Consider the following 12,426-nt stretch of genomic DNA (forward strand, 5'->3'; position numbering starts at 1 on the left):
TCTTAAAAATCAAGGTTAAAATTCGAGCGAAGCTAATTCCTTCTCGTTTGTGGTGTTTGATTGTTATTAAAATTCAATCTATTAAACAATTAATACGGCTTAAAATAAGGCGACTTAACACGCGCAAAATAATTTAAGCCTACTAATCTTCTATAAGCAGCTAAAATTGATTAGTAATATTTGAATTTCCCGTGTATACCCCTGTATTAATAATTAACAAAAGTTATACTTTTGAACAAACCGTCATAAATAAGGAATTCTTAATCTATGTCAGCAATTTACATAGCCGGTATCGCACTTTGCTCTGTGCTTGCCCAATGGGTCGCGTGGGCTTTTAGAGTGCCCGCTATTCTTTTCTTATTGCTTACTGGTCTTTTACTTGGACCATTTAGTGGTGTTTTAGACCCTGATGCATTATTAGGTGATTTACTGTTTCCAGTTGTATCACTAAGTGTTGCCATCATTTTATTTGAAGGATCCTTAACTCTGCATTTCAGAGAGCTAAAAGGAATCGGAAAAGTTGTAAGAAACCTTTGCTCCATCGGCATGCTTACTACCTGTATTATTATTAGCCTCAGCGCCTATTGGTTGCTTGAACTTAATTGGCGTGTAGCTGCGGTATTAGGTGCAGTGCTAGTTGTAACAGGCCCTACTGTTATAGCACCGCTATTAAACTCAATGCGCCCCACACAAGACATTGACCGCATACTTCGATGGGAAGGTATTGTAATAGACCCAATCGGCGCATTATTCGCTGTATTAGTATTTGAAGCCGTAATGCTTGTAGGCCAAGGCGAAGTATTTAGCCACACTATTATTGCCTTAGTTAAAACCCTCGGTGTTGGATTAAGTATTGGTGTTGCTGCTGGTTGGTTAACAACACTATTAATGCGTCGCGAATGGCTACCATTTGAATTACATAAGTTTGGTATATTGGCATTAGTACTCATTAGTTTTTCTGTATCAAACTATTTAAGCCATGAATCAGGCCTATTAGCAGTGACTGTATTTGGCATTTGGCTTGCTAACCAAGACGATTTAGAAATAGATTCTGTACTTGAGTTTAAAGAAGACTTGTCGATGATATTAATATCAACGCTGTTTATTTTACTTGCAGCACGCTTACAGCTCTCTGATTTAATGATGCTCGACAGCGATGTATTTATATTTTTAGCTATCGTGCTTTTTGTTGCTCGTCCACTGTGTATTGCTATTTCTACATTTGGTACTGACTTACCAATGAAGTCTCGTTTGGTACTTGCCTGGATAGCTCCACGCGGTATAGTCGCCGCAGCCGTTGGGTCGGTATTTGCGCTTAGCATGATGGAGTCTGGTGTTGCTGATGCTGAAAAAATGGTACCTCTCATATTTACAGTAATTATAATTACCGTTGTACTACAGAGCTTAACCGCCATTCCTGTTGCCAAGCTATTAGGTGTACGCCAGCCATCGCCAAATACAATATTAATTATTGGTGCAAACCATGTATCGCGTGCAATCGGCCGTGGCTTACAAGAGCAAAACATTCCTGTTCACCTGTCAGATCCTGCATGGGAAAACTGCAGAATGGCACGTATGGATGGTTTAGCTTGTTATTATGGTAACCCGCAATCAGAGCATGCTGAACGCTACTTACCTCTAACAACGATTCGTAGTGTATTAGCATTATCGCCAAATCGTCATCATAATGCATTAGGTGTTCAATACTTTTCTCATTTACTTAATGAAAAAAATGTATTTTCGCTACGCTCATCAACGTCGCATGCAAAAGCAAATAAAGACAGCGCAACGTTTTTATCTAGACAAATACTGTTTGGAGACGAAGGCTCGTATGCACGTTTAAGCAGTATTATAGCTAAAGGCGGTAAGGTTAGTTCAACACGTATCTCGGATGAGTTTAGCTGGGAACAATACTTAGAAATGAACCCTGAGGCTATCCCTTTATTTATTCTCAAAGGTGATAAAGACAGTGATGACGATACACCAATTAAGCTAAGACCATTTACAATTAACATGGAAAAACCGCCGCAAGAAGGCGAACGCGTTGTTGCATTACAGCCGCCTAAAATGTCGGTTTTAAAAGACCCGCAAACAAAGGCTAAAGAAGAAAGTTAAACACTTTTACTACCTGTAAAAACTCAAAAACCCTAACTTAAAAAGTTAGGGTTTTGTTTTTTAAAAGCCATTAAATAGGAAGGCGAGCTCGAGCAACCACACTATCTGGCATTTTTTGCGCTAACTTAGTCAGCGCTCGCTCAATTTTATTATGAGTCGCTTTATCTGCCACCATAGAATTAAATAGCCAACGATAAGCATCTTCAAAATCACGTGGACTTCCAAAACCGTCATTAAATAGTTTAACTAAACGCAGTTGTGCCTTTAAATTGCCTTGCGACGACGCTTCACGCAAATATGTAATTGCCATTGCTTTATCTTGTTGAACTAAACGACCAGTGTCGTAGTATCGTCCCAATTGCTCTAGCGCTGCCGCTAAGCCTTGCTCAGCTGCTTTTCGCATGTAATACACACCTAACTCTACATTGCGATCAACGCACACGTTATAAGCCAGCATATCGCCGTATAAAAATTGATAAGACGGCAATGCCATTTTATTGGCTCGTGCTTCTATATCTTGCACCAACTGGCAATCATCTGCCTTTACGCGCGCTAAATGCGTATTTTTATTTATTAACGCAATTAGCTCTGATTCTGTATACAGCGGCACAGCAGCAGGGCTTTCTGTAGCTAAGCTGTTGGTTGCAATAAATAAAGACAGCGTTATTAACGAAAGCCTTAGTACGCAATTACGATTAAATAAACGCATATTCACCACTTATATAAATAAACTTATTAAATAATATACAAAGATCGTTCCAAGGTGAATTTTAGACACAAAAAAAGCTGCACGAAGCAGCTTTTTTTAATCTAATGGTAATTACGCAAACGGATTGCGAAGCACCATAGTTTCTACACGGTCAGGACCTGTAGAAATAATATCAATTGGAACACCCGTAATTTCTTCAATACGTTTGATGTAGTCAATCGCAGCTTTTGGTAAACCGTCAAGACTCGTTACACCAACAGTGTTTTCTGACCAACCTGGCATTTCTTCGTATACTGGTGTTACTTTATCGTAACCTTCGGCCGCTAATGGTGTTACGTTAGTAACTGTGCCATCTTCAAGCTTGTAACCAGTACAGATTTTAAGTGTTTCTAAGCCATCTAAAACATCAAGCTTAGTTAAACAAAAACCTGAAATACTATTGATTTGAACTGCACGGCGCATAGCCACTGCATCTAACCAACCAGTACGACGAAGTCGACCTGTTGTAGCGCCAAACTCATGGCCTTTATCACCTAGGTGCTTACCAACTGGATCTTGTTTATCAAGACCGTCGTAAAGCTCTGTAGGGAAAGGACCTGAACCAACACGTGTAGTGTACGCTTTAATAATACCTAAAACGTAATCAAGGTTTAATGGACCAAAACCTGCACCAGTCGCAACGCCACCAGCGGTAGTGTTTGAAGATGTTACATAAGGGTAAGTACCGTGATCTATATCAAGTAACGTACCTTGTGCACCTTCAAATAAAATGTTTTCGCCTGCTAAACGCGTTTGATCTAAAAGCTCAGTTACATCTACAACCATTGCTTTTAAGATATCAGCAACAGCCATTGCATCATCAAACGTTTTTTGGAAATCTACAGCATCTACTTTGTAGTAGTTAACTAAAGTGAAGTTGTGGTACTCAAGCACTTCTTTTAATTTAGCTGCAAATACTTCAGGATTAAATAAATCGCCTACGCGTAAACCACGACGTGCTACTTTATCTTCGTACGCAGGACCGATTCCACGGCCAGTTGTACCAATAGGCTTATCGCCACGAGCTGTTTCGCGGGCTACATCTAATGCAACATGGAAAGGCAAGATTAGCGGACATGCTTCACTTATTAAAAGACGCTCGCGTACTGGTACGCCGCGCTCTTCAAGCATGCCAATTTCTCTCATTAGCGCTTCTGGTGATAAAACTACACCATTACCAATCACACATTTAACATTGTCACGTAATACACCCGATGGAATAAGGTGTAGAACCGTCTTTTCACCTTCGATAACTAAAGTATGACCCGCATTGTGGCCACCTTGATAACGAACTACTAAAGATGCTTTGTCTGTAAGGAGATCAACTACCTTACCCTTTCCTTCGTCACCCCATTGGGTGCCTAATACAACAACGTTTTTACCCATCGTAAATTCACTTAGAGAAAATTAGGACGAGATTTTACCAGAAAACTAAAGTAAAGATCACCCCTGTTCAGCTTATTTTTTCTGCGGGCAATTGTTATATCCAAATATTGACCAATAACCACATAAATAACAGTGATTTAACGCACTAGTTTGTATTTAACAAAAAGCCCCGCAAATGCGAGGCTTTTTAACTTTTAAATAATTAACGTAAAGTCTATTGAGCTTTAGCGCCTTTCATATATTGGAAGAAGTCGCTATCTGGTGAAAGCAACATAACATCTTGCTTATCTTTAAAAGTCTTTTTGTAAGCTTCCAGCGAACGTACAAAACTAAAGAACTCAGGGTCTTTGTTGTACGCATTAGCATAAATGCCTGCAGCATCAGCATCGCCTTGACCACGTACAGAACGTGCATTACGCTCAGCATCAGCAAGCATTACAGTTACTCGACGGTCAACTCCCGCACGAATAGTCTCTGCTTTTTCCTGACCTTCAGAGCGGTGCTCTTTTGCAACCGCAGTACGCTCAGCGCGCATACGTTGGTAAATAGAGCTACTCACTTCTTGTGGTAGGTTGATTTGCTTAACACGTACGTCTAGTACTTCAATACCTAGCTCACGTGCACTTTCAGATGCTTGTACTAACGCTTCTTCCATCAACTCGCTACGCTCACCTGATACAATTTCGCGAATTGTACGTGTACCAAAGTTTGTACGAAGACCATTGTTTACTTTTTGCTTAAGTAGCGTTTCAGCATATTGCTTATCGCCACGAGCACGTAAGTAAAAAGCACTAAAGTCATTAACGCGCCATTTTACAAACGAATCAACAATTAAGTCTTTTTTCTCGCTAGTAACAAAGCGATCTGGTGCACCATCTAGCGTTTGAATACGTGCATCAATACGACGTACTTGGCTAAAAAATGGAACTTTAAATTGTAGGCCTGGGCCATATACAATCGCTTTATCGTCGCTATCTTTTTGTACTTTACTGAATAACATTACAATTGCTTTTTGCCCTTCAGGTACAACAAATACCGATGAGAAAGACATAACAATGGCAGCTAATAGTATTACTAAACTAAAGTTTTTCATTATGATTATCTCCCATCATTGAAGCGGTCGTTGTTAAAGCGGTCATTGCCACTATTAACAGAGCTATTGCGCGACGTATTAACTTTATTACGTAAGTCTTGAATATCACTTGAACTTGGAAGTGCAACTCGTGTTGCGGTTCCTTGCTTGTCCATGATTTTATCAAGAGGTAAATACATCATGTTATTGCCGCCTTTAACATCAACCAATATTTTAGAACTACTCCCTAACACTTCTTCCATTGCATCAATGTATAAGCGCTCACGAGTAACTTCTTTAGCTGCTTGATATTCAGGTAAAAGCTTTTCAAAGCGAGCTACCTCACCTTGTGCTTCCAATGTAATGCGCTCTTGATAACCTTCCGCTTCTTGAGTCATACGCGTTACTTGACCACGAGCACGCGGTTCAATTTCACGAGCATATGCTTCTGCTTCACGGATGAAACGTTCTTCATCTTCTTGTGCAGCAATTGCATCATCAAATGCATCTTTAACTTCAGTTGGTGGACGAGAGTCTTTAAAGTTCACGTCAGTAACAATTAAACCTAAGTTATATGGTTCGATAATCTTATTAAGCTCATCCCATGTATTTTGACGAACAACCTCACGGCCATTAGTTAATACTTGGTCCATTTTTGCATGGCCCACAACATAACGCAGTGCACTGTCTAGCGCTTCTTCTAAGCTACTATCAGCGTTAGTTACGCTAAATTCATAAAGGTATGGGTCAATAACACGGTATTGCACCTGAAACTCAACGCTCACTACGTTTTCGTCTTCAGTAAGCATAAAACCAGAAGCCGATAATGAACGAACTGCTTCAATATCTACTGGGATTACCGTTTCGATGAAAGTCATTTTCCAACGCAAACCAGGATCAGCAATTCGGTCATATTTACCAAATTGTAGAACCACACCACGCTCGGCTTCTTTAACCGTATAAATACCACTTAACGCCCATACAATAACGGCGATAATAAGTATGAATGAAATACCGGCTCCGCCAAGTCCACCGCCGCTACTATTGCCGGATTTTTTCCCGCCAAATAAGCCGCTGAACTTGTTACTAAACTTGCGGAACACCTCGTCTAAATCAGGTGGGCCTTGATCACGTCCGCCTTTATTATTCCACGGATCTTTGTCATTGCCATTATTACCCGGTTCATTCCAGGCCATAGCTATACTCCATTGTTATCTAAATAAATTAGGAAATTGTGTTAAATCTAACAAATCTACCGCGTTTCTCATACAAAAACCGACATTAAAACGTCAATTTTTAATTACGGTTGATAAAACCAGCAATTTCAGGACCAAATTCTTTAATTAAACGATTCCACTCAACCATTGGCATTCTAACATCTAACAGCCAATTACCTTGCTCATCAAATTGCTCTTCATGCACTGCATTTAAGCTGAACAATGCAGCTCTTAAGCGACCATACAATGGCGTAAGAAATAATGTTTCGTTAAACATCTTCTTAGCTAGTAACTCACTGATAGCCTCGCTAAGTAATTCACACCCTTCACCAGTCTGAGCGCTAAGCCATACTCTTATAGGTTGGCCTTCGTCGTCTCGATCAATACGTGGGCTTACGTTATCCAGCGCATCAATTTTATTATAAATTAATAGCTGTGGTACTTCGTCGGCCTCAATTTCTTTAAGCACCGATTGTACTTGTTCAATATTTTCTTGCAGACGTGAGTCTGCTGCATCAATTACATGTAACTGCAAATCAGCTTCGCGAGTTTCAGTAAGCGTTGCTTTAAAAGCAGCAACTAAGTCATGTGGTAGGTGACGAATAAAGCCCACTGTATCAGCTAAGATAACAGGGCCAACATCACCTAACTCAAGCTTACGTAGAGTCGGGTCAAGCGTGGCAAACAACTGATCGGCCGCGTATACATCTGAATTTGTAATTCGATTAAATAATGTAGATTTACCCGCATTGGTATAACCAACTAATGAAACTGTAGGTATTTCGTTGCGAGTACGAGCTCGCCTACCTTGTTCACGTTGCACTGCAACTTTTGCTAAACGTGCACGAATATTTTGGATACGGGCACGAAGTAATCTTCTGTCAGTTTCAAGTTGAGTTTCACCAGGGCCACGTAAACCAATCCCGCCTTTTTGACGTTCGAGGTGAGTCCAGCCTCGAATTAATCGAGTCGACATATGGCGAAGTTGAGCCAATTCAACTTGCAGCTTACCCTCGTGGGTACGTGCGCGCTGGGCAAAAATATCAAGAATTAGCGTCGTTCTATCAAGCACACGACATTGACAAACGCGCTCTAAATTACGCTCTTGTGATGGCCTGAGTTGATGATTAAAAATTACGACATCTGCTTTGTGGATTTTGACAATCTCAGCTATTTCTTCTGCTTTACCGGTACCGACGAATAGTTTCGGATGTGGTGCTTGACGGCTGCCTTGCACAACCGCCAAACTACTAACACCAGCAGAAGATACCAACATTTCTAATTCATGAAGATCTTCACGATCTCCTTCTTTAGGTAAGTCGATATGAACTAAAATTGCCTGTTCGCCGGATTCATAGCGGTCAAACAAACATTATGCTCCTAATTAAAAGTTTCCAGCTTCTGCCTCTTCAGTGTCTTCACTCCCTTGAACTGCTTGGAAGTTAACTGCGCGAGCAGGGACAACTGTAGAAATTGCATGCTTGTAAACCATTTGATTTACGGTGTTCTCTAGTAAAATAACAAATTGGTCAAATGACTGAATTTTGCCTTGTAATTTTATGCCATTTACTAAAAAGATTGATACTGGAATGCGCTCACGTCGTAGTGCATTCAAAAATGGGTCTTGTAACGATTGGCCTTTTGCCATGTTATTGTTCCTTCGTTCTAGGTGTTATTATAATTAAGTGGCTGAACTTATTTGATAAAAAACAATATTCAACTACTACTAGCTTAGCGAACTTACTACACGATGCAAGTTTTCTTCGTCGCCTGTTGTTAACCAAGTAACATCAGGCCAACTACGAAGCCACGTTAACTGCCGTTTTGCCAGCTGACGTGTTGCTGCGATGCCACGAAAAACCATTTCATCATGGTTTGTTTCACCCGCAAGGTAATCCCACATTTGTCTATAACCAACACAACGAATAGAAGGCATATTGGGGTGTAAATCCTTACGTAGATATAGGGTCGAAACTTCATTTTCAAACCCCTGATCAATCATTATTTTAAACCTTTCTTCAATTCGGCGGTGTAATTCACTGCGTTCTTGCGGTGCAATCGCAAATTGATGAAAAGTATAAGGTAAAGCCGGCTGTTTTTGCATTTGCAACTCAGTCATGGCCTTACCAGTTAACCTGTAAACCTCTAAAGCCCGATTAATTCTTTGTGAATCATTTTCACTTATTTTTTCGGCTGCTTTTGGGTCAACTTTAACTAATTCTTTATATAAATGAGGCCAGCCAAATTCTTTCGCTTGCGCTTCTAACTCTGCTCTTATCTCTGTATCTGCTTCAGGTAATGGCGATAAACCATCAATTAAAGATTTGAAGTACAGCATTGTACCTCCAACCAATACAGGCACTTTACCTTGTCTGTGAAATTCGTCAATTTTTTGCACTGCATCGCGCCTAAAATCTGCAACTGAATACGTTTCACTCGGGTCAAGTAGATCAATTAAATGATGCGGAGCTTTGGCTAATTCTTCGGCATCAGGTTTTGCTGTACCAATGTCCATACCTTTATACACTAGCGCTGAATCTACGCTGATTATTTCTGTATTTAAATGCTCGCACAGCGAGATTGCCAATGCTGTTTTACCTGCTGCAGTTGGACCCATTAAAAATATAACTGGTAAATTACTCAACACTGATACCTTAATCTAATTGCGTTAAATAGTGATTTAGCTCTATTTTAACTGCTTTTTTACGCAAGCGTTCAATAGTTTGTGGATTATTTTGTAAGCGCATTTGTTGCGCTAAAAATACATTGCTTAAATAAAATCGGGTCGGCACGCATTTCATTTGCCATTCTAACCAATTTTCTATATTTTCAAGTTTTGCTTTACACGCATCAAGTAGCTCACCTACCGCTGCACTTACGTCAAGTAAATATAAACACGCTGGCAATTTTTTAACCATTACAAATTGTTTTTCTATTACAAGTTCAAAACCAAGTAAGGTAAACCACGATTGCTGGGATTCTATAAGTAAGCAATCTTCTTTTTCTAAGTTTACTCGCACTGGTAACAAAAGGGCTTTCCCTTCTAAACTTCCGAACTCTTTAATTTGATTATGCCAATCATCAACTAATGCATATTTAAAATGTGAGCAATACAATTGCTGCTCTTCACTAAAGACACACACTCCTTCACTAACACTTATAATAGAAACAGCTTTTAAGACATTATCAACAGATACTGACTGGTGTTGTGCAGCAGATATATTGGCTGCATTATCAAAATGTGCGGCGTGTTGCTCACTCACTCCTTGATAAAACGCATTTACGTCATGATGGCTCGTGCTTGGTGTAGCACGGTATGTACCGCCAACACTTCTAGTACCTGAGGACGAACTTGAGCTACCAGCACTTCCAGAGTAAGAAGGCTGTAATTGCGATTTAGGGTAATCAAACACTCCTTCGCTTTCTATATTATTAGCACTGCTATGCGTTGACTCAATGAACGCTGGCGTGAACTCTGCTTCTGTGCTCGCTGATTCGTTAGTGAATTCGCCTTGCAATGGCACTACTACCTGCTTAATAGCTTGCAATATAAAATCATGAATTAACCGCCCTTGATGAAAACGCACTTCATGCTTAGCAGGGTGAACATTTACATCAACCTGCCGAGGGTCAATATCAATATAAATGACAAAACCGGGTAATTCTTGTGTTCCACTTACTTCTTCAAATGCCTGGCGTATAGCATGCAAAATAAGCTTATCGCGCATCATGCGATTATTCACATAAGTGTACTGAGTCGTATTCGCTGAGCCTACAGGTAGCACCCAACCATGCAGCTGTAGGCCAGCCTCTCCTGATTGAATATGCAAACCTTGCTCAGCAAAGGCCTTACCTGCAACTTGTGCTACGCGTGTTATAGCCTGAGAGGGATCAGTTTTGGCACGATACTGCCTTACTACTTTTTCGTTGTGAGTTAGTGTAATAGAGACATCAAAGCGACTAAGCGCAATACGCTTTATCAACTCATCAATATGGCTAAATTCAGTTTTTTCGGTGCGTAAAAATTTACGACGTGCTGGAGTATTAAAAAATAAATCTTTTACTTCAATGGTTGTGCCATCGGGATGCGCTACAGGTTTTACTTTAACGGCCATGTCGCGGCCTTCTGCAAAAGCTTGCCAAGCTGCTTCTTGCTCTTTTGGTTTTGAGCTCAGCGTTAAACGCGACACAGAACTAATTGACGCAAGTGCTTCCCCTCTAAAGCCAAGTGAGCAAATGTTTTCAAGGTCATCAAGTGATTTTAATTTACTTGTCGCGTGGCGAGAAAGTGCGAGCGTTAGCTCATCTTTACTTATTCCTGCGCCATTATCACGAATACGAATAAGTTTGTGGCCGCCGCGCTCAATATCAATTTGAATACGCGTTGCGCCAGCATCTAAGCTATTTTCAACAAGCTCTTTTACTACCGACGCTGGGCGCTCAACCACTTCGCCTGCGGCAATTTGGTTGGCTAAACGCGCGGGTAATATTTCAATATTCATGAGACTTCCTAGCAAACATTGCGCTAATAATAATGACTAACTTTGAGGTATATCGAGCTCTTGCCCAATAAATAAGGTATTAGAACTAAGCTTGTTAACTTGTTTTAATTTATTGACTGTAACGCCATAGCGACTCGCTAACATACTTAAAGATTCACCAGGGCGTACTTTATGCTTTGTTGGATATTGCGACTTTAATTTAGCAAATAAAGAATCATCCGGCGGATTTTTCAAATAATAATTTTTAATTGAAGTAAATATCGCTTTAGCTAAACGCTCTTGATGATTAGGGCTTTTAAGTAGCTTTTCTTCTCGCGGGTTAGATATAAACCCCGTTTCTACCAAAATAGATGGAATATCTGGTGATTTTAGTACTGCAAGGCTCGCATGCTGGGGATCTTTTTTATGCAGTTTGGCAACCTTACGAAGCTCTTTAACCACTTCGTCAGCTACATTTAAGCCAGTTTTCATAGAGTGGTCCATTGACATATCAAGCAACGCTTGTGCTAGATATTTTTCATTGGCGGCATCTTTCATTACATCAGCAGCGCCACCTAAAAGCTCGGAGTGTTTTTCTTTATCTTCTATCCATTTACCTATTTCTGAATTAGCACGTCTTAATGATAAAACCCACACAGAGGCACCATTTGGCCCAGGGCTTGTAAATGCATCAGCATGAATAGAAACAAAAAAATCTGCCTTTTTTTCACGGGCTCGATTAGTACGGGTATTTAATTTTACAAAATAGTCACCGCTTCGTACCATGCGCGAAATCATGCCACGTTCGCTATCAATCATGCGCTCTAAACGCTTCGCAATTTGCAGTGTAACTGTTTTTTCGTAGGTGCCTGATGGCCCAATTGAACCAGGATCTTCGCCACCATGCCCCGCATCAATCGCAATAACAATGTCGCGCTCTTGGCTTAGTTGACGGTTTTTAGCGGCTGTTTGAGCAGGAGAAACAACTGTAGTAGCTTGGCTTTTATTGTATAAATCAACAACAAGTCTATTTTTATAAGGGCCTGTAGGTGCGAGGGCAAATACCACTGGCTTTATTGGCGCACTTAATTCAAATACTAAACGTACGCTTTGTTTATTTTTAGGTTTTGAGTAACGTAATTTGCTTACTATTTGATGTTTCGGGGGCACACCTGGCAATGTTTTTAACTCGCTAGTATTTTCTAAATCAATCACTAGGCGGCTAGGGTTTTTAAGCATGAAATAGCTAAAGTCGGGCTTATCATTTAAATCAAATACCACGCGCGTACTATCTGGAGACGGCCATACACGCACACTATTGATTGTGTTTTTAGCCCATAGCGGCAAGCTTATGGTGATAACCATAAGATAAATAAAAAGTTTAACTACACCTCGGCTCATTGGATA

At 40.3% G+C, this 12,426-nt stretch carries 10 protein-coding genes; 1 reads left to right on the forward strand and 9 read right to left on the reverse strand.

Annotated features, from left to right (window positions below; genetic code table 11):
• The first annotated feature begins 267 nt into the window (after positions 1–267).
• Positions 268–2,115 (forward strand): sodium:proton antiporter, encoded by a 1,848-nt coding sequence (locus GQR53_RS07865; RefSeq protein ID WP_165743459.1) that lies wholly within the window; start codon positions 268–270, stop codon positions 2,113–2,115.
• Between the two features lie 70 nt (positions 2,116–2,185).
• On the opposite strand, the gene GQR53_RS07870 is transcribed toward GQR53_RS07865, so the two are convergent.
• From GQR53_RS07870 to GQR53_RS07910, 9 genes are all read right to left on the reverse strand, one after another.
• Positions 2,186–2,824, reverse strand: coding sequence for a tetratricopeptide repeat protein (locus GQR53_RS07870; protein ID WP_165743461.1), 639 nt, complete (start codon positions 2,822–2,824; stop codon positions 2,186–2,188).
• 111 nt (positions 2,825–2,935) lie between these two features.
• Complete coding sequence (locus tag GQR53_RS07875; RefSeq protein ID WP_024597266.1) at positions 2,936–4,249, reverse strand: adenylosuccinate synthase; 1,314 nt, start codon at positions 4,247–4,249, stop codon at positions 2,936–2,938.
• A gap of 214 nt (positions 4,250–4,463) precedes the next feature.
• Positions 4,464–5,342 carry a protease modulator HflC gene (gene hflC, locus GQR53_RS07880; RefSeq protein WP_165743462.1) on the reverse strand — a complete coding sequence of 293 codons (879 nt, stop codon included), beginning with the start codon at positions 5,340–5,342 and terminating at the stop codon, positions 4,464–4,466.
• Positions 5,343–5,347: 5 nt separating this feature from the next.
• On the reverse strand, positions 5,348–6,517 hold the full coding sequence (gene hflK, locus GQR53_RS07885) for an FtsH protease activity modulator HflK (protein ID WP_165743463.1): 1,170 nt from the start codon (positions 6,515–6,517) through the stop codon (positions 5,348–5,350).
• Between the two features lie 100 nt (positions 6,518–6,617).
• Complete coding sequence (gene hflX / locus GQR53_RS07890; protein ID WP_024597267.1) at positions 6,618–7,907, reverse strand: ribosome rescue GTPase HflX; 1,290 nt, start codon at positions 7,905–7,907, stop codon at positions 6,618–6,620.
• Positions 7,908–7,922: 15 nt separating this feature from the next.
• Positions 7,923–8,186, reverse strand: coding sequence for an RNA chaperone Hfq (hfq, locus tag GQR53_RS07895; protein ID WP_024597268.1), 264 nt, complete (start codon positions 8,184–8,186; stop codon positions 7,923–7,925).
• Between the two features lie 78 nt (positions 8,187–8,264).
• A complete protein-coding gene (miaA, locus tag GQR53_RS07900) occupies positions 8,265–9,182 on the reverse strand; it encodes a tRNA (adenosine(37)-N6)-dimethylallyltransferase MiaA (protein ID WP_024605619.1) in 918 nt (305 codons plus the stop codon).
• A gap of 10 nt (positions 9,183–9,192) precedes the next feature.
• Positions 9,193–11,040, reverse strand: coding sequence for a DNA mismatch repair endonuclease MutL (mutL, locus tag GQR53_RS07905; RefSeq protein WP_165743466.1), 1,848 nt, complete (start codon positions 11,038–11,040; stop codon positions 9,193–9,195).
• 36 nt (positions 11,041–11,076) lie between these two features.
• On the reverse strand, positions 11,077–12,420 hold the full coding sequence (locus GQR53_RS07910; RefSeq protein ID WP_165743468.1) for an N-acetylmuramoyl-L-alanine amidase: 1,344 nt from the start codon (positions 12,418–12,420) through the stop codon (positions 11,077–11,079).
• Positions 12,421–12,426: the final 6 nt, after the last annotated feature.

Source organism: Pseudoalteromonas sp. Z9A6 (genome assembly GCF_011378805.1).
Taxonomy (GTDB): Bacteria; Pseudomonadota; Gammaproteobacteria; order Enterobacterales; family Alteromonadaceae; genus Pseudoalteromonas; species Pseudoalteromonas distincta.

What these genes read in the sequence shown, in the direction of transcription:
- GQR53_RS07865 (WP_165743459.1), top strand. Translation starts at nt 268, where the DNA reads ATGTCAGCAATTTACATAGCCGGTATCGCACTTTGCTCTGTGCTTGCC.
- GQR53_RS07870 (WP_165743461.1), bottom strand. Translation starts at nt 2,824, where the DNA reads ATGCGTTTATTTAATCGTAATTGCGTACTAAGGCTTTCGTTAATAACG.
- GQR53_RS07875 (WP_024597266.1), bottom strand. Translation starts at nt 4,249, where the DNA reads ATGGGTAAAAACGTTGTTGTATTAGGCACCCAATGGGGTGACGAAGGA.
- hflC (WP_165743462.1), bottom strand. Translation starts at nt 5,342, where the DNA reads ATGAAAAACTTTAGTTTAGTAATACTATTAGCTGCCATTGTTATGTCT.
- hflK (WP_165743463.1), bottom strand. Translation starts at nt 6,517, where the DNA reads ATGGCCTGGAATGAACCGGGTAATAATGGCAATGACAAAGATCCGTGG.
- hfq (WP_024597268.1), bottom strand. Translation starts at nt 8,186, where the DNA reads ATGGCAAAAGGCCAATCGTTACAAGACCCATTTTTGAATGCACTACGA.
- mutL (WP_165743466.1), bottom strand. Translation starts at nt 11,040, where the DNA reads ATGAATATTGAAATATTACCCGCGCGTTTAGCCAACCAAATTGCCGCA.
- GQR53_RS07910 (WP_165743468.1), bottom strand. Translation starts at nt 12,420, where the DNA reads ATGAGCCGAGGTGTAGTTAAACTTTTTATTTATCTTATGGTTATCACC.